21 protein-coding genes are annotated in these 18,075 nt (G+C 42.5%); 1 reads left to right on the top strand and 20 read right to left on the bottom strand.

Features of this window, described 5'->3' with window-relative positions; all coding sequences use genetic code 11:
* Nucleotides 1–68: 68 nt before the first annotated feature.
* The 7 genes from prpC to E2K93_RS16175 all read right to left on the bottom strand — a co-directional run bounded on the left by prpC (nucleotide 69) and on the right by E2K93_RS16175 (nucleotide 5,100).
* On the bottom strand, nucleotides 69–1,193 hold the full coding sequence (gene prpC / locus E2K93_RS16205; RefSeq protein ID WP_135440088.1) for a 2-methylcitrate synthase: 1,125 nt from the start codon (nucleotides 1,191–1,193) through the stop codon (nucleotides 69–71).
* A gap of 98 nt (nucleotides 1,194–1,291) precedes the next feature.
* Complete coding sequence (gene prpB, locus E2K93_RS16200; RefSeq protein ID WP_135440540.1) at nucleotides 1,292–2,170, bottom strand: methylisocitrate lyase; 879 nt, start codon at nucleotides 2,168–2,170, stop codon at nucleotides 1,292–1,294.
* A 13-nt stretch (nucleotides 2,171–2,183) separates the two neighbouring features.
* The gene (locus E2K93_RS16195; protein ID WP_135440087.1) at nucleotides 2,184–2,864 is read right to left on the bottom strand and encodes a GntR family transcriptional regulator; all 681 of its coding nucleotides are present in this window, start codon (nucleotides 2,862–2,864) and stop codon (nucleotides 2,184–2,186) included.
* Nucleotides 2,865–3,263: 399 nt separating this feature from the next.
* Nucleotides 3,264–3,473, bottom strand: a complete 210-nt coding sequence (locus tag E2K93_RS16190; RefSeq protein WP_135440086.1) for a hypothetical protein — start codon at nucleotides 3,471–3,473, stop codon at nucleotides 3,264–3,266.
* A 317-nt stretch (nucleotides 3,474–3,790) separates the two neighbouring features.
* A complete protein-coding gene (locus tag E2K93_RS16185; RefSeq protein WP_135440085.1) occupies nucleotides 3,791–4,147 on the bottom strand; it encodes a hypothetical protein in 357 nt (118 codons plus the stop codon).
* Between the two features lie 99 nt (nucleotides 4,148–4,246).
* Nucleotides 4,247–4,708 (bottom strand): acetyl-CoA carboxylase biotin carboxyl carrier protein subunit, encoded by a 462-nt coding sequence (locus E2K93_RS16180; RefSeq protein ID WP_135440084.1) that lies wholly within the window; start codon nucleotides 4,706–4,708, stop codon nucleotides 4,247–4,249.
* A gap of 11 nt (nucleotides 4,709–4,719) precedes the next feature.
* Nucleotides 4,720–5,100, bottom strand: coding sequence for a molecular chaperone DnaJ (locus E2K93_RS16175; protein WP_135440083.1), 381 nt, complete (start codon nucleotides 5,098–5,100; stop codon nucleotides 4,720–4,722).
* A gap of 174 nt (nucleotides 5,101–5,274) precedes the next feature.
* Here E2K93_RS16175 and E2K93_RS16170 point away from each other — a divergent pair, with 174 nt between their 5' ends.
* The gene (locus E2K93_RS16170) at nucleotides 5,275–5,973 is read left to right on the top strand and encodes a hypothetical protein (RefSeq protein ID WP_135440082.1); all 699 of its coding nucleotides are present in this window, start codon (nucleotides 5,275–5,277) and stop codon (nucleotides 5,971–5,973) included.
* A gap of 29 nt (nucleotides 5,974–6,002) precedes the next feature.
* Here E2K93_RS16170 and E2K93_RS16165 read toward each other — a convergent pair whose 3' ends face one another.
* The 13 genes from E2K93_RS16165 to plsX form a co-directional block, all read right to left on the bottom strand.
* Nucleotides 6,003–7,232, bottom strand: coding sequence for a nucleoside recognition domain-containing protein (locus E2K93_RS16165; RefSeq protein WP_135440081.1), 1,230 nt, complete (start codon nucleotides 7,230–7,232; stop codon nucleotides 6,003–6,005).
* A gap of 652 nt (nucleotides 7,233–7,884) precedes the next feature.
* The gene (locus E2K93_RS16160; RefSeq protein ID WP_135440080.1) at nucleotides 7,885–8,658 is read right to left on the bottom strand and encodes a TatD family hydrolase; all 774 of its coding nucleotides are present in this window, start codon (nucleotides 8,656–8,658) and stop codon (nucleotides 7,885–7,887) included.
* A gap of 114 nt (nucleotides 8,659–8,772) precedes the next feature.
* Nucleotides 8,773–9,099 (bottom strand): PilZ domain-containing protein, encoded by a 327-nt coding sequence (locus E2K93_RS16155; protein ID WP_135440079.1) that lies wholly within the window; start codon nucleotides 9,097–9,099, stop codon nucleotides 8,773–8,775.
* A gap of 45 nt (nucleotides 9,100–9,144) precedes the next feature.
* Nucleotides 9,145–10,101 (bottom strand): DNA polymerase III subunit delta', encoded by a 957-nt coding sequence (gene holB / locus E2K93_RS16150; protein ID WP_189637801.1) that lies wholly within the window; start codon nucleotides 10,099–10,101, stop codon nucleotides 9,145–9,147.
* A 14-nt stretch (nucleotides 10,102–10,115) separates the two neighbouring features.
* Nucleotides 10,116–10,736, bottom strand: a complete 621-nt coding sequence (gene tmk / locus E2K93_RS16145) for a dTMP kinase (RefSeq protein WP_135440077.1) — start codon at nucleotides 10,734–10,736, stop codon at nucleotides 10,116–10,118.
* A gap of 6 nt (nucleotides 10,737–10,742) precedes the next feature.
* On the bottom strand, nucleotides 10,743–11,738 hold the full coding sequence (gene mltG, locus E2K93_RS16140; protein ID WP_135440076.1) for an endolytic transglycosylase MltG: 996 nt from the start codon (nucleotides 11,736–11,738) through the stop codon (nucleotides 10,743–10,745).
* Between the two features lie 3 nt (nucleotides 11,739–11,741).
* A complete protein-coding gene (gene pabC / locus E2K93_RS16135; protein WP_135440075.1) occupies nucleotides 11,742–12,548 on the bottom strand; it encodes an aminodeoxychorismate lyase in 807 nt (268 codons plus the stop codon).
* Between the two features lie 107 nt (nucleotides 12,549–12,655).
* Nucleotides 12,656–13,891 carry a beta-ketoacyl-ACP synthase II gene (gene fabF / locus E2K93_RS16130; RefSeq protein ID WP_135440074.1) on the bottom strand — a complete coding sequence of 412 codons (1,236 nt, stop codon included), beginning with the start codon at nucleotides 13,889–13,891 and terminating at the stop codon, nucleotides 12,656–12,658.
* A gap of 79 nt (nucleotides 13,892–13,970) precedes the next feature.
* On the bottom strand, nucleotides 13,971–14,204 hold the full coding sequence (gene acpP, locus E2K93_RS16125) for an acyl carrier protein (RefSeq protein ID WP_135440073.1): 234 nt from the start codon (nucleotides 14,202–14,204) through the stop codon (nucleotides 13,971–13,973).
* Nucleotides 14,205–14,405: 201 nt separating this feature from the next.
* Nucleotides 14,406–15,149: a 3-oxoacyl-ACP reductase FabG gene (gene fabG, locus E2K93_RS16120; protein ID WP_135440072.1), complete on the bottom strand. Its 744-nt coding sequence runs from the start codon at nucleotides 15,147–15,149 to the stop codon at nucleotides 14,406–14,408.
* A 2-nt stretch (nucleotides 15,150–15,151) separates the two neighbouring features.
* Nucleotides 15,152–16,081, bottom strand: a complete 930-nt coding sequence (gene fabD / locus E2K93_RS16115; protein WP_135440071.1) for an ACP S-malonyltransferase — start codon at nucleotides 16,079–16,081, stop codon at nucleotides 15,152–15,154.
* Between the two features lie 19 nt (nucleotides 16,082–16,100).
* Nucleotides 16,101–17,060, bottom strand: a complete 960-nt coding sequence (locus tag E2K93_RS16110; protein WP_135440070.1) for a beta-ketoacyl-ACP synthase III — start codon at nucleotides 17,058–17,060, stop codon at nucleotides 16,101–16,103.
* A 2-nt stretch (nucleotides 17,061–17,062) separates the two neighbouring features.
* A complete protein-coding gene (plsX, locus tag E2K93_RS16105; RefSeq protein ID WP_416316115.1) occupies nucleotides 17,063–18,064 on the bottom strand; it encodes a phosphate acyltransferase PlsX in 1,002 nt (333 codons plus the stop codon).
* Nucleotides 18,065–18,075 lie beyond the last annotated feature (11 nt).

Raw genomic sequence — 18,075 nt, 5'->3', positions numbered from 1 at the left:
GTAAAGGGGAAATCGTCGATCTCCCCTATAATTTGCTGCGTGCTGCCTTATGTTAACAGCACATATTTTTATCGCTCGGCGATTGGTGCAACGGTGCGCGGCTCAGCACCAATGTAATCAGCACTTGGGCGAATAATACGGTTATTGTCACGTTGTTCCATGACATGCGCTGCCCAACCGGTTAATCGTGAACACACAAAAATCGGTGTGAACAATTTGGTCGGGATGCCCATAAAATGGTATGCCGAGGCATGGAAAAAATCAGCATTACAGAATAATTTTTTGCTATCCCACATAAATTCTTCACATGCAACAGAAATGTCATACAGTGAACTGTCACCAAACTCCTGAGCCAATTTTTCTGACCAAGCTTTAATGATGGTATTGCGCGGGTCAGATGTGCGGTAAACAGCGTGACCAAAACCCATGATTTTTTCTTTGCGCTCAAGCATACCAGCCATTTGCAGTTTGGCATCTTCTGGTGATTCAAATTTTTGAATCATATCCATCGCCGCTTCATTCGCACCACCGTGCAATGGACCACGTAAAGAACCGATAGCGCCGGTAATACATGAGAACATATCCGATAACGTTGAGGCACAAACGCGTGCGGTAAAGGTAGAGGCATTGAATTCGTGCTCAGCATACAAAATCAGAGAAACATCGATCACTCGACGATGCAATTCCGACGGTGTTTTACCAGTCAGTAATTTTAAGAAATGGCCGCCAATAGACTCTTCATCGGTGACACAATCAATCTCAACACCATCGTGAGAATAACGGTACCAATAGGTCATGATCGCTGGGAACGCCGCAAGCAGACGGTTTGCAGCACGATGCTGTTGGCTAAAGTTTTCTTCAGGTTCGATGTTACCAAGGAAAGAAGCACCGGTACGCATAACATCCATTGGATGCGCCGTTGCTGGAATGTGCTGTAAGACTTCTTTTAATGCTAGAGGTAAATCACGCATTTGTGCCAATTCGGCTTTGTATGCGTCAAGTTGCGCCTGATTTGGTAGCTCACCATTGAATAATAAGTAAGCAACTTCTTCAAATGTCGCATTTTTAGCTAGGTCTGAAACATCGTAACCACAATACGTTAGGCCAGTACCTGATTTACCGACTGTACATAGTTTTGTTTCACCGGCACTTTGACCACGTAGGCCTGCACCACCTAATTTCTTGTCCACCATAATAGTCTTCCTGTTATAGATTAATTCTTGTTGTATTTTGAGTGCCCGACGCTACTGCGCCAGGCTAAATTTCATATTCGCATCCGCGAAACGGCGTTTTATTTGTTTTTGCCTTCAGCAAACAACGAATCAAGCTTTTGCTCGTAATCGTGATAGCCAAGATAATCGTATAACTCCATGCGAGTTTGCATGTTATCAATAACGGCTTTTTGGTCGCCGTCGGCTAAGATAGTTTTGTAAACGAGTTCGGCTGCTTTGTTCATTGCACGAAATGCCGATAAAGGATAAAGCACCATGGCACAACCCCACTCACCTAATTGCTCGCGATTCCAAAGTTCGGTTTTACCAAATTCAGTGATGTTGGCAAGAATCGGTACATCAAGTGCCTCAGAGAAAGCACGGTAGTGTTCTTCGGTTTGAATTGCTTCAGCGAAAATACCGTCAGCACCGGCAGCTACGTAGGCTTTTGCACGTTCGATTGCGGCATCAAGTCCTTCTTGCGCAAACGAGTCGGTGCGCGCCATAATGAAGAAATCGTTGTCGATGCGTGCATCAACGGCGGCTTTGATTCGATCAACCATTTCAGCTGTCGAAACAATTTCTTTATTTGGACGGTGACCACAACGCTTTTGCGCCACTTGGTCTTCAAGATGAACCGCCGCTGCGCCGGCTTTTTCCATATCGCGTATGGTTTTGGCAATATTAAACGCACCACCCCAACCGGTGTCGATATCAACCATTAATGGCAATGATGATGCCGATGTAATACGCTGCACATCAGCAACAACATCGTTCAAAGAGGTCATGCCCAAATCAGGTAAACCGTATGATGCATTGGCAACACCGCCACCAGAAAGGTAAATGGCTTGGTGACCTAATTGTTCAGCCATCATTGCTGAATAGGCGTTAATCGTACCAACGATTTGTAATGGTTTATTCGCTTCTAAGGCGGCACGAAATTTGGCGCCCGGGGACATTCTTGCTGTCATATTAATATTCCTTTTCTAATTTCTTTTCTATGTTCTTTCTTGATGCGGCAATATGTCGGCGCATCAATATTTCGGCTAACTCACCATCACGTTCAGCAATGGCGGTCAAAATGTGGCGATGTTCATCAAAAGCACGTGTGGCTCGCGGACTATTCATACCAAACTGACAACGATACATGCGCACTAAATGGTAAAGCTCGCTGCATAATATGGTGATCAGTTGGGCGTTATGGCTGCCTAAGATGACCCGATAATGAAAATCTAAATCGCCTTCTTCTTGGTAGTAGGCGATGCCATCTTGCAATTCTTTGGTGTCCGCATGTACAGCCAATACCCGTTTCAAGTCTTCAATTTCTTGGTCGGTCATGTTTTGCGCCGCCAAGCGACAAGCCATGCCCTCTAACGCTTCACGCACTTGATATATTTCTAACAAGCCCGTAACAGAACATTCCACCACGCGCGAGCCAACATTGGCTTTGCGTTCGATGAGATGACATTTTTCTAGGCGGTTGAGTGCTTCGCGTAAAGTAGAACGACTGACTTGGTATTGTTTTGACAATTCAGGCTCTGAAATTTTACTGCCCGGTTCTATGCGCCCCTCAACGATATCGTGTTGTAATGACTCAAACACTTTGTCGGCTGTGGTAATCGCTTGTTTTTGTACGGGATTTGCTAGATTCATAAAATTGTCGACAATTTAGAAGATAGTTGCAGATATTACGCCCATTTCAAATATTGTCAATATCTAAAACGCAACATTGTCGACAATCAATAAACTAAAAGCGGTAAATTACGATAATAACGCGGTTTGCGTCGACAGATTGTTCGACATACAAGCGTTTGAATCAAACGTTTAAGTGGGGTTAAAGATTGAATGAGTGATTGAAATAACACAGAATAATGGCAAAAACTGACTATCCGATACTACATACCGATAACAGTTTTGCACAAAGTGTCGACAAACATAGCGAATAAGTTGTCGACCAAAACATCGAATAAGCGATCGATTACGCTATCGTAAGCCAGTCGATAAACGTGTGTATATGTTTAAAGCAACACAGACGTTGTTACGCCTATCTCTCTAGTGCTTATGTACTTCTCGCAACTTTTCCACAACGCGGCGCCTATCCACGACTTTGCAAAGCAATTTAGTGATCACAAAAGCCATATATATTGCCGCAAGAGTTTCGACGTAAATATTCGACCAAATATCAAGGTAAATGGCCGTTTGATGTAAGGATACCGCCAACGCTAAAGTGCTGACAGCAAAGGTGACTAATCTTAGACTCATGTTCTATCCTTTTGTTTTTGTTATTCTAATTTAAGATTAGTAAAGCCAGTAGAAATGTCAAAAAAACACTAAAAATTTATACATTTGTACAAATCAATTCATTGTATGAAAGCCAATAACACCAAGGTTTATTGCTATCGTGAAAATCGGTGAATAAGCTCGCATTATCAATTAGGCGTTAGTACCAATAAATGCTAACAATAACTCCGAATGAAAAAGGCCGTTGTCTTATTACGACAACGGCCTTTTTCAATACGTTTTTAAAATAACGGTAACGTGGCATTTACGCCACTTATCAATACCCCGTTAAGTTAACCTTATCCAGGAACAAAACAGCAGGCTATAATAATAAGGGAAAGAATAGCCCACGTTACGCCAACGTTGGTCAATGTTTTTGCCACTTCAGCTTCTTTAATCGTTAACTCTTTAATATCCGCTATCTCAACGGATACATCTTTGCCAACTAATTGAGTGTCGGTAATTTGCTCAATTCTAAATTTATGGCGTGTATCGTCTTTCATTGTGACGATGACGTAATCGCGAACTTTTACTTGTTCTGCAAGTGAGACAAAGGAGCCTTGCTCATTTGGCTTTACCTCATGAAACGTCGAGCAACCACCTATAAACAGAACAAATAGACAAAACGATAGGGTTTTTATTATAGAAGTATTCAATTTACATCCTTATATTATGAATATGTTTCACTTGAAATTAGAGCTTAAATATTAATCAAACGATGCGATATTCTTGGCGTTTACAAAGTAAACTCAGTATCAATTAAACATCACTGTTAAGGTCATACCCGCTAAGATAACGGCACAGAGCATCTTTGAAACGTTGATGACCATCTCTTGCATCTTGACCAAGAAGCCGGTGATGTCACTTTCTATGACATCGCCTTGGTGTGCGTATTGTTTTAGATCTCGATTGGGTTCTGATTGAACCGATAAGTGCTGTTCTGTTGGCTGAGCCAATTGCTGATAGGCTTGACTCTCTCCTAGTACCATAACAAGTTGTTCTTGTCTCACACGGTCTCCACTAGCACACAATACGTCAGCGATGATGCCGTCACGGCTAGCTCGGATTTCATGATCAACCTTACCAATTCTGATCTCAAACAATACTTGTTCGGCAGACACCTGCTGTCCTAGTGACACGCATATTTGACTGATGTACGCGTTCGCGTCATTGTCCGATAGCAAGGGAACGAATATATTACTAATATTACTGCTCATTACCCTGCTACCTACTGCTGACTCATGCTTTGGCGAATTTTGTCATTGAGCAGTTTAAACTCTTCTATCAGAGCATCACATTGAGATTTACTTGCTTGACACAGCGCGGTCATTTCAATGTGAATTTGTTTATCTTTTTCGACGATTTTGCGTTTAACCGCAGCTGGGTGTGCATCATGTTCTGTCGGCGTAAACGACCAGAGAACATAATCACCGTCTTCTTGCTCGGCAACAATCGTCCAGCCGCCCTGTTGACTAAACTGAGCGCCTTGCTTTGACTTCAAAGCCGTTAAAGCGCTTTCAACACTGTCATAGCCTATGCTCGTTTTTGCATTCGCGCTAAGCGCAGTAAATAGACTAAATGTCACCAATACCAGTCGGTATTTATTCATCGAACGATACATAATAATTATTGTTTTTGGCGTCTAATAAAAAGCAGCAATTAGGTTATGTAATCTAAATAAAAACTGCAATGATTATTTAAAAATTTCTAAAATTTTCAACTATATAGACTATATTTAATACAATACAGGCAACACCACTCGCCTGACTCTAAGGATTAGACCTTGTATAAAAATGCTATCTATTGGTTTGTGTTATTACTGATCATTCAAGTCGCAGGTTTTTGGCGAAGTTACTTCTCTAGAATGACATCTGATGACGTCACCTTTGCACAACATTTTCATGCCATTGCCATGCTTATTTGGGTGCTTTTATTGATTAGCCAAGCTTGGTTAATCAATCATAGACATAATCGTTACCATAGAATGTTGGGCATGAGTTCGTTGTTTCTCGCACCAATCATTGTGATTTCAGGTTTTACGGTTATTGCCGATATCAGCTCAAAAATCCCTTTACCTATGCCTGACTGGGTACCTGCCATGGTGTGGTTTGGATTTTTCCAACTAACAGTGTTTGCGCTCCTCTATGGCCTTGCGATTATGTACCGAAAGACTATGCAACTTCATATGCGTTATATGTGCTGTACTGGGGTAATGTTTCTGAACCCAGGTTTGAGTCGTTTGTTAGATTGGCTAGCCGAGGCAACGCCATTATGGTTGCCAAGTGGTATCCAGCACTTTTACATCCCCATTTTAATATGTGTGGTTATGCTTATCGATGACCGACGCCGTGGAAAATTCTACCTGCCTTGGGCGCTATGTGGCTTTGCTTGGATTATAAACATCGTCATTTTTAGCAACGCTAATCAGATCACGGCATTAGTCGATGTATCTCATTGGCTTATCAATGCCACACAAAAATAGCCTTGACCTGACTATAACGTCATCGTCTATTAACCAAAAAACCAGTAACACACTGCAATGGCAGCACTGATCCCTGCAACATCTGCAATTAAGCCACAGGCGATAGCATGGCGAGTATAACGAATACCGACACTACCAAAATACACCGCCAGCACGTAAAACGTTGTTTCTGTGGAACCTTGCATGATAGAGGCTAAACGACCCGCAAACGAATCTGCACCGTGATGATTCATGGTCTCAACCATCATTGCCCTAGCGCCGGATCCACTTAATGGCTTCATTACCGCCGTTGGTAAGGCATCGACAAAACGAATATCTCCACCGATGACGGCGACTAACGTACGTACCGAATCGACAATGATATCTAATGCGCCGCTGGCCCTAAATACGCCAATGGCACAGAGCATCGCCAACAGATAAGGAAGTATGGTGATACAAACCTGCAATCCTTGTTTCGCGCCAATGATAAATTCATCATAGACTCGAACGTTTTTACGATGCGCAATAATTAAAAACGCCACTAATACCGAGATGATTAACAAATTACCAAATAAAGACGACTGCTGCGCCAACTGTTCTGCTGACAAGGTTGCCATATAGGCGATAAGCGAGGCGAAAAATGCAAAAGCGGCACCTAAATAAGCCATCACCACACCTTGCATCAATTTGATTTTTTGTACCCAGCAAACCGCGAATAAGCCCGCTATGGTTGATGCAAATGTTGCTAACAAAATCGGTAAAAACACATCCGTTGGCACCGCTGCCCCCTGCTGTGCTCGATAAACAAACACAGTGATAGGAAACAAGGTCACAGATGACGTATTTAACACCAAAAATAATATTTGCGCATTTGAGGCAGTATCTTTTTTCGGGTTGATTGATTGCAGATCTTGCATCGCTTTTAAGCCTAACGGTGTTGCCGCATTATCTAGACCTAAAAAGTTTGCCGACAAGTTCATGGTGATGGAGCCAAACGCGGGATGGTTTTTCGGAACATCTGGCATTAAACGAGAAAATAACGGAGAAATCGCTTTTGCAATTTTATCTATTACCCCAGATGATTGTGCTATTTGCATCATCCCTAACCAAAAGCTCAAGATACCAATTAAACCTATCGCGATTTCGACCGTTAATGACGACATATCAATAATGCTGGTCAACAATTGCTCAAAGATAGAGGCATTATTTAACGCTAGCCATTGATATAGAGCGCAGACAAAAGCAATCAGAAAAAAAGAGAGCCAGATAAGATTAAGCATGAGCGATGATAATTATTTTTGTTTCTTTCACCATACCATAGCCTAGATAACTTGATAACCTCCTGATCAGCAACAGGTAAATGTTAACATTAGGTTAAATACTCTATAACAACCTGTGGATAAGCTGTTATCGTCATGTATAAAAACTTTAGATAAAATTTTAATTATTTTTCAACCATTGTCGCAACCCCTTGTATACAAAGGGTTTTAGTGTGGATAAAAAATATTGGCTTTTCTCAAGCCATGTACTAGAATTAAAATTCAAGGCAAACGAATTACATCATTTTGCTGGTTCGGTTCCAAGGTAAACACTAAGGAAATTGAATAGCGAAATGAGATACAGAATTTATTAGCGCAGGCTCAACCTATGAGCCATTCCCCTGAGCCCGAAGCACCTCATTGCTTTGGGCCTTTTTTTGCCTAAAGAAAATCACCATTTAGCAACACCTTATTTAATTGCCGACGGTAAGTATAACCGGCACTTACCGTTTGCTGTTTGCCGTTTATCGTTTACTGTTTACTGTTTACTGTTTACTGTTTACTGTTTACTGTTTACTGTTTACTGTTTACTGTTTACTGTTTGCGTAGTACGGTTAATTTTTAGACATAAAAAAAGGTGGCAGTGCCACCTTTATTCGCTTTAATAACCATATTATGTTGCGAGCTTAAACAAACAACGGTAATTATCAGAACTAAGCTGGGCAATTTCTTCAACACTTTGTGCACGAACATCCGACAACATTTTAGCCACTTCAACAACATAAGCTGGCTGGTTCTGTTTGCCGCGATGTGGTACTGGTGCCAAATACGGTGAGTCGGTTTCAATCATAAAGCGGTCATCAGGTACCTTGCTCGCAACATCTCTCAACGCTGCCGCATTTTTAAAGGTCACAATGCCAGAAAAAGAGATATAAAAGCCCATAGCAATGGCCTGCTCCGCCATGTCCCAACTCTCAGTGAAACAGTGCAAAATACCACCCACTTCATCCGCTTTCTCTTCACGCATGATTTGCAAGGTATCTTCTACCGCATCTCGGGTATGAATGATGATGGGCTTGTTAAGTTTGCGTGCAACGCGAATGTGTTTGCGAAATGCATCACGTTGTACTTCTTGCGTTTCTGGTGCGTAAAAGTAATCTAGACCGGTTTCGCCTATGGCAATCACTCGTTCATTATCAGCAAGCTGCTCTAATCTCGCTTCATCAACCATGTCTTCTTGATTAAGCGGGTGCACACCACAAGAAATTTGCACATTATCATACTTCGCGGTTTTGTCCGCCATGCTTTGAAACGCATCCAACGTTACTGATACACATAGCATCTGTTCAACACCCGCTTGTTTAGCTGCGGCAACAACGTTGTCTAACTGATTGTCAAAATCCGTTAAATCTAAACGGTCTAGGTGACAATGAGAATCAATATACACTTTTACTCCAATGACTCATCAAAAAAGGAGTTCGTTGAACTCCTTTTAGTATTTAAATGGTTTAAGGTCTCGTGTGCAAATGACCAACTCCTTTGCCACACAGTCCTTGTTAAATTACATGGTATAGGTCGGCTCTTTCGAATTTAGCATTCGCCCTAAATTTGATTCGATTTGATTACGCACGTTATTTTCATCGTTTACGAATGCAACACCAACACCCGGCTCGGTACCATTTTGCGCGCCATGTGGGGTGATCCAACAAACCGAACCATTTAATTCGACCGATTCAAGTTGACCAGGTAATGTCACGGTTAAATGAATTTCATCACCTAATTCAAATTGCTCAGGTGTTTTTACAAATAAACCACCTTGCTTTAAAAACGGCATATACGCCATATACAGCTCGCGCTCGTTTTTAAATTCTAACACAAAATTATTCATCAACGATTTACCTTGTTATTCTTATTTGATGGATCCGCTGTTGCATCAAGCGGCATTACGTATAGTCTGTTCAAGCTCCACCAGCAACACCTCAAGTGTATAGGTTTTATTGGCTTGTGTTAATGTTTTTAATTGTCTATTTGCTTGCATCGTTAAGTTAAGGCAGGCAAATACCGTCTCGGCATCTAGGCCATCGACAGTTTCAGATAGAGGGTTGTCAGCAAGCGCTTGTTGCCAGCCGCTATGATAGCGAAACATCGACTCAAAACCGAACTGCAACCAACGCATACCATGAACGGATGCCTGAATTTGCTCTATTAATTCAACGCCATTATCAAATTGATGGATAAACCGAGCCAAGCTTTGCAATAGCTGACGTTTGTCGTTGTAGACATCCTCATCGGTTAACTCCGCAATTTCGGCAATCGTACTAAATGGATGAACCGCCTGTTTATTGACAGCGACTTGCGCCAATTGCTCCCCTTGGGGTGGCGTAATAGCGACTTTACTGCAACGAGAAATAATGGTCGGTAGTAACTGTTCCATGTCATTGCACACCAACAATAAGAAGCTATTATTGGTTGGCTCTTCTAACGTCTTTAACAAGGCATTGGCAGCCGATTCGGTCATATTTTCACAGTGACTGATCATTACCACTTTGTTACGCCCTAACTGCGCGGTTTTTTCTAGAAACTGACAGGCTTTACGAACCAAATCTACACCAATGGTTTTGTCATCATTATCAATAACCACAAAATCAGGATGCGATTGAGCTTTAAGTAGTTGGCAAGTTTTACACTGACCGCAAGGTTGGTTTGTTTGTTCAATATTTTCACAAAGCAGACTGTTACCAAGCCAATTAGCCAAAGGCAATTGCCCAGCACCGTAACTGCCATGAATTAACAAGGCATGAGGCAATATTTTTTGTAGGTATTTATTGATCAAATCCTGCTTATTGCTTGCAAGCCAAGGGCTTGCGATGTCTGCTGTGGTCTCGTTCATATTGATTCTTGCCATTACGGCAATTGGTTTTCCAATGTTTGACGAATATCTTGATGTACTTTATCCATCGACTGACTTGCATCAACAATAAAGGTGTTGTCATCTAAGGTGGCTAATTGCAAATACTTATTCCGTACACGATGGAAAAAATCAATTTTTTCTTGTTCGATACGATCGAGTTCGCCGCGATTTTGTGCTCGCTGCAAACCAAGCTCAGGCTCAATGTCTAGGTATAAAGTTAAATCGGGTTTAAAATCCCCTAGCGTAATATTGGCAATGGTATCAATCAGGGTATCGTTAAATTCTCTGCCACCACCTTGATAGGCACGTGAAGATAAGTCATGGCGATCACCAATAACCCACTTACCTTGTGCTAACGCAGGCAATATTTTGTTCGCCAATAACTGCGAACGACTGGCGTACATAAGCAGCAACTCACATTCTTTGGTAACTGTCTCATCACTAGGCTCTTTGACAAGGGCTCTGAGCTTTTCAGCCAATGGCGTTCCGCCTGGCTCTCGAGTCTTCACGTATTCGATGTGTTTTGCCTTTAAGACGTCTTCTATAACGGCGATAGCAGATGACTTTCCGGCACCTTCAATGCCTTCAACAACAATAAACTTTCCCTGACTCATGATAGGTTATTTACCTCTTATATATTTATCGACCGCTTTATTATGTTCTTGCAAGGTTTTTGAAAAATAATGCTCGCCATTACCCTTGCTAACAAAATACAAATACTGACTCTGCGCCGGATGCATGCTGGCTTCGATCGCCGATTTACCTGGCATCGCTATTGGCGTTGGTGGCAAACCATTAATGCGATAGGTATTGTACGCGGTCTTTTCACGGATATTAGCATAGGTGATGTCGCCAGTGTAACGATCGCCCAAGCCATAAATGATGGTTGGATCCGTTTGCAAGCGCATACCTTTATTTAAGCGCGAGATAAACACCGATGCAATCAATGGTTGCTCGCTTAATTTACCCGTCTCTTTCTCTATTAGCGAGGCCATGATTAACGCCTCATAGACGTTTTTATATGGTAATTTTTTAGCTCTGCCCTGCCAGCTGTCGTCTAATTCTTGCATCATGCGTTGATGGGCATTACGCAAAATATCAATATCACTCATCGAAGCGGTATATTGATAGGTGTCTGGAAAAAACAAGCCTTCTGGGTGAGTGTATTGCTCAGTGATTAACGACAATACTTGCTGTTGTGATTTATCCTGCAAGGTTTGTTTAATATGCGGCGTCTCACTTAACTGCAGTAACCATTGCTTAAACGTTGTTCCTTCAACAAACGTCAGCTTAAACTGGGCTTCCTTACCGCTGTTCATAAGGGTAATGATATCTAACATATTCATGTCAGCATCAAGCAAATAACTGCCTGACTTTACGTTAGTTTTTGCGGGATATAACTTGGCATAGACGCGAAATGGCAAGGTCGATGTCAACCAACCTTTATCGTTAAAATCCTTTACCAAATGATGATAACTCTTGCCTTTATTCAATTGGTATAAGGTTTGTTGGCTAATATTAATCGGCTTTTGCAATTGAGCGTCGACATAAGCGTACATACCACCGGCTGCTAATAACCCAAGAACGATAAAAATTAACAGGATCCGCTGCAACATGGTTTATTCCTTTATCCATTGATTCAATTGCTGATATAGCGACAGAGCGCTTGTCGAATGTTTTATGATATGACCATTAAAGCGAGTAACGGGGGCAAGCCCCAATACCGTATTACAAATAAACATCGCCTCAACATCCGCTAACGTATCGATGCATGTTTGCACTTCGTTAGCATCAATTTTAGCGAGCAGTTTTTGTCGGATAAGGCCATTAACTCCTGCCTTATCTAAAGATGGTGTCTGCCATTGACCAGCTAACTGCCAAAATACATTAGCTGAGCTTGTTTCAATGATATTGCCCTGAATATCAGCCACTAAAAGATCATCGTCTTGACTGTGTTCAAGTTCATCTCTTATCAGCACCTGCTCAAGGCGATTCAAATGTTTGATACCCGCCAGTAACGGGTTAATACCGAGCCGAGTGTCAGCGATGCCAACGGTTATGCCCTGTTCACGCCACTGTTGATAATGTGCCGGATAATCGGACGTTTGCACAATAATAGTCGGCTTTATGATAGCACTGCGAGCATAGCCGCGTTGAGACACACCAGCAGAAATAATAACTTTTAATACACCGTTTTGCTGAGCGGCAGATGCCTTATTAATCTCGCAAACCACAGACGGCCAATCGACGCCGGTAATACGCAAGCGTGCACAGCCATCTTGTAAACGAGTAAGGTGTTCACTTTGTATTAATAAGCGACCTTGTTCGATGCAGCCTGTTGTAAACAAGCCATCACCAAACGCCACAGCGCGATCATAGACACTGAGTTGCTTAGTTTGCTGAAAATTAACGGATACAAAGCTCATGATTAAAGCCGTAAGTTGGCAACTATCTGAATGTTATTATTATAAAAAATGCTCAACCACTATATCAAAGTAATTGAGCATTTCACATCTTAACTTGATGGCTTTATTTAAATCTTTTTAAATAATAACGAGCCGTTAGTGCCACCAAAACCAAATGAGTTACACAAAGCATAATCAAGCGTTGCCTGACGAGCGGTATGCGCTATGTAGTCAAGATCACAGCCTTCATCTGGGTTATCTAGATTAATGGTTGGTGGGACTTCTTGATTCTGTAAAGATAGAATGGTGAAGATCGCTTCAGCAGATCCTGCCGCACCGAGCATATGGCCGGTCATCGACTTGGTTGACCCCATCATCAATTTGTGGGCGTGATCACCAAATACTGATTTCGCACCATTGGTTTCGGCGATATCACCAGCTGGCGTTGAGGTGCCATGAGCGTTGATATAACCGACTTTGTCCGCGGCAATATTTGCATCTTTCAACGCATTACTCATCGCCGCAGCTCCACCTTCACCATTGGCTGGTGGCGAGGTAATATGATGGGCATCGCCACTCATACCAAAACCAACTAATTCTGCATAGATGTTGGCGCCACGAGCTTTTGCATGTTCGTATTCTTCGATCATCACCACACCTGCCCCATCACTTAGAACAAAACCATCGCGGTCTTTATCCCAAGGGCGAGATGCCTGTTGTGGTGCATCATTACGAGTTGATAACGCACGGGCTGACATAAAGCCACCAATACCTAACACCGTTGATGCTTTCTCTGCACCACCGGCCAACATCGCATCGGCATCACCGTAAGCGATCATACGTGCGGCATGACCAATATTGTGAACACCTGTCGTACACGCGGTGACTATCGCGATATTTGGTCCTTTCATGCCATGCATGATTGAAAGGTGACCGGAAATCATATTTAAAATAGTCGACGGACAAAAGAAAGGAGATAATTTTTTCACACTGCTTTGCAGCGCTTTTTTATGACCTTCTTCAATAAGCGTCAATCCACCAATACCAGAACCTACAGCAACACCAACACGACCGGCGTTTTGTTCGGTAATTTCAAGACCAGAATCGGCAAGTGCCTGATTACCCGCAGCAATACCGTATTGGATAAACAAATCCATTTTACGGGCTTCTTTTTTTGCGATGCCAAAATCTTCCGAATTAAAGTCTTTAACTAGACCGGCGAACTTGGTAGAAAAGTCGGTGGTATCCAGGTGTTCGATCATCCCTATACCGCTTTTCCCTGCCATTAAGGCTTGCCAGGTAGATTGAGCATCATTAGCCAGTGGACTTAACATCCCCAAGCCTGTTACAACGACTCGACGCATAACTTATTTTGTCTCCGTATTACACTTTTCAAAAACAAAAAAGGCGGTAATTAAACCGCCTTCTTCGTTGAATTCGTTATTAGCTGTTAGCTGTAACGTAATCGATAGCTGATTGAACAGTAGTGATTTTTTCAGCTTCTTCATCAGGGATTTCTGTATCGAATTCCTCTTCAAGAGCCATTACTAGTTCAACTGTATCTAGAGAATCTGCACCTAAATCATCAACGAAAGATGCTTCGTTTTTGCATTCTTCTTCTTTAACACCTAGTTGTTCAACGATGATTTTTCTTACGCGTTCTTCGATAGTACTCATTTTTTTTCCTTCACTAAAATTAGCAATATTTTCTAAATTGCGTGTAGTTTATTCGGCATCAGGAACTGTTGCAAGCATAAATGCAAAATTTTGCGCTGGTCAAACCTGATAGCCAACTCGATATTTATGGCTTAAAATCGGCGAATATGCAAGTATTTGCGACAAATCCGCCAATTTCTGTTGTTTTTATAAACTGATCGCCTAAACCATGTACATGCCGCCATTAACGTGAACAGTTTCACCGTTAATGTAGCCTGCTGCGTCTGATGCTAAAAAGGCGACGGTAGCCGCGATTTCTTCTGGTTGACCTAAACGATTTGCAGGCACTTGCGACGAAATCGCGTCACGCTGTTCATCGTTTAGTGCTTTAGTCATATCAGTATCGATAAAACCAGGTGCAATAGCATTGACGGTGATGCCACGAGAGGCTACTTCTTTTGCTAATGATTTGGTAAAACCTAATAAACCTGCTTTTGCTGTCGCGTAGTTAACCTGACCGGCATTACCCATTGAGCCGACAACAGAACCAATATTAATGATTCGGCCACTGCGTGCTTTCATCATTGGGCGCATAACCGCTTTGGTGATCTTGAATAATGAATTAAGGTTGGTAGAGATAATGTCATCCCATTCAGCGTCTTTCATTCGCATCATTAGGTTATCGCGAGTGATACCGGCATTATTTACCAATATATCAACGTTGCCAAAGTCTGCTTTAATCGCTTCAAATAAAGCGCTGATCGACTCGCCGTCTGTTACGTTTAAAACGTAACCTTTACCGTTGTCCGCTAAGTATGCAGAAATAGCATCAGCACCACCTTGTGATGTTGCTGTACCAATTACTTTTGCACCTTGAGCGACTAATTGCTCAGCGATAGCTTTACCGATACCACGGCTAGCGCCTGTTACTAGGGCAACTTTGCCCTCTAAAGAAAATAAAGACATTGTTAACCTTCCAATGCTGATGTAAGCGTGTCAGCTGTATTGACTGATACGCAGCTAAGTTGTTTATTAATTCGTTTTACAAGACCTGATAGTACTTTACCTGGTCCCATTTCAATGACGTTTTCGACACCCATGCCAGCGATTTTTTCAATCGACTCAGTCCAACGAACTGGGCTGTATAATTGACGAATAAGCGCATCTTTGATCGCTGCTGCATCATCAACCGTCGCGACATCAACATTATTGATTACTGGAATTTGCGGTGCATTAAAGCTGATGTTGTCAAAATCGGCAGCCAATTGATCCGCCGCAGGTTGCATCAATGCACAATGCGATGGCACGCTAACAGGTAATGGCAACGCACGCTTGGCACCGGCTTCTTTACACAAAGCGCCTGCTCGTTCAACCGCGTCTTTATTACCAGCAATCACAACTTGTCCAGGTGAGTTAAAGTTAACGGCAGATACGACTTGCCCTTGGGCAGCTTGCGCACAACAGTCAATAATCGTTGCATCATCTAAGCCGATAATGGCATACATAGCACCAACACCTGCCGGTACCGCTTGTTGCATATACTGACCGCGTTTCTCAACCAGTTTTACACCATCGCTAAGAGATAAAACACCGGCACATACTAGTGCAGAATATTCGCCTAACGAATGGCCGGCTAATACTGCCGGGTTATCACCATTGGCCGCTAACCAAGCACGAAATACAGCAACACTAGAGGCAAGTAGTGCCGGTTGGGTATAATCTGTTTGATTTAATTTGCCATCGCTGTCGTTTTGAATCAGATCCCAAAGGTCGTAACCAAGGGCTTCTGATGCTTCAGCAAAAGTTTGTTTTACAACGTCGTTGTCGCCAAGGTCAGCCAACATGCCGACAGCTTGTGAGCCTTGACCAGGAAATACAAACGCTAATTGATTGTTCATTTTATTTATAGTCCTGAAATTAAAAACGAATTAATGCACTGCCCCAGGTAAAACCACTACCAAAGGCTTCCATTAATACTGTTTGACCACGCTTGATACGACCATCGCGGACCGCTTCATCAAGTGCAGTAGGAATTGTCGCTGCTGATGTATTACCGTGCTTATCAAGGGTAACGACCACTTGTGACATAGGTAAACTCAGTTTTTTCGCAGCCGCAGCAATAATACGTAGGTTCGCTTGATGCGGAACCAGCCAGTCGATATCCGACTTATCCATATTATTGTGCTCTAGTGTTTCGGTAACGATTTCGCTTAAACGAGTTACCGCAAATTTGAATACTTCATTGCCCTTCATATATATGTAGGCTTTTTCTTCAGTTAACGGGTCACCACGTTTTGGTGAATTCGCGCCAAGTAATGCGCCGTAATTACCATCAGCATGCAAATGAGTAGAGATGATCCCCTGCTCTTCGCTGGCTTCAAGAACCACCGCACCGGCAGCGTCACCGAACAAAATAATGGTTGAGCGATCTTTTGGATCACACATATGTGATAATGCATCAGCACCAATCACAAGAATACGCTTGGCCATGCCTGAGCGAATATATTGGTCGGCAATACTTAAACTGTAAATAAAGCCTGAACATGCCGCTGCAACATCAAACGCTGGAACATATGGCATATCCAAATATTTTTGTACGTAACAGGCACCACTTGGCAAATCAACATGGTTTGAGGTCGTCCCCATAACAATCATGTCAATATCTTCTTTTTTAAGACCTGCCATTTCTAATGCTTTTTCAGCGGCGCGTGCGCCCATATAGGCAACGTTCTCGTGCTCTGCTGAAATGCGTCTTTCCTTGATACCGGTGCGTTCCATGATCCAATCATCGGTGGTATCTACCATTTTTTCCAAATCAGCATTAGAGCGAATTTGAGCCGGAAAATAGCTACCGGTGCCAGCAATTCGTGAATACATAGTTATTTATGACCTTTTACTAACGTCTGTTCCAATTTGTGATTTATTTTCTGTGGAACTTGTCTTTCAACTTCTTTAACCGCTTCCTTAATGGCGTTATAAAAAGCGGAGCTGGTTGCGTTACCGTGACTTTTAACCACGATGCCGCGTAATCCTATCAAACTTGCGCCATTATACTGGTCGGGGTTCAGACGTTTTACGATATTTTTTAGTGTCGGATTAAGCATTACGCCTAATAAACGGGTGAATTTATTCTCATTGATGATTTTCATCACCTTACCCATGACCAATTTAGCAACACCTTCACAAGTCTTGAGCGCAATATTGCCAACAAATCCATCACAAACAATAACATCCGCTTTACCAGAAAAAATGTCATTGCCCTCAATAAAGCCAACGTAGTTAATATCTTCGGTCTGCTCCAATAATACCGCCGTTTGACGGATATGGTCGCTGCCTTTGATATCTTCCTCACCCATATTAAGCAAGGCTACTTTGGGGGATTCGATTTCATCAACTTCTTGTGCCATCACTGACCCCATTACCGCAAATTGGAACAAGGTGGTTGAATCAACAAATACATTGGCACCTAAATCGAGCATAAAGGCGTGTCGGTGAGAATCGGTTATTGGTAAATGAGACACAAGCGCTGGGCGTTCGACGCCCGGTAACATCTTTAAGACATAATGAGCAATCGCTAGTAAGGCTCCGGTATTACCGGCACTGACGCAGGCATTCGCTTCGCCTTGTTGTACCAAATCGAGAGCTTTTCGCATCGATGAATCTTTCTTGGTACGCAAAGCAATACTTGGCTTTTCGTTCATAGCGATCGATTCGCTGGTATGACAAATTTCAATACGCGAATGGTCAACGAGATTGTGATGTTTGAGATGCGCTTCGATAACGCTTTTGTCGCCGCAAAGGGTGAGTTGGAGGTATGGCATTTTTGCAAGTGCCATTTTTGCAGCAGGAATTGTTACAAGGGGGCCATTATCGCCCCCCATAACATCTAACG

Source organism: Thalassotalea sp. HSM 43, assembly GCF_004752005.1.
Taxonomy (GTDB): domain Bacteria; phylum Pseudomonadota; class Gammaproteobacteria; order Enterobacterales; family Alteromonadaceae; genus Thalassotalea_A.
This window is presented reverse-complemented; position numbering and strand designations above follow the sequence as displayed.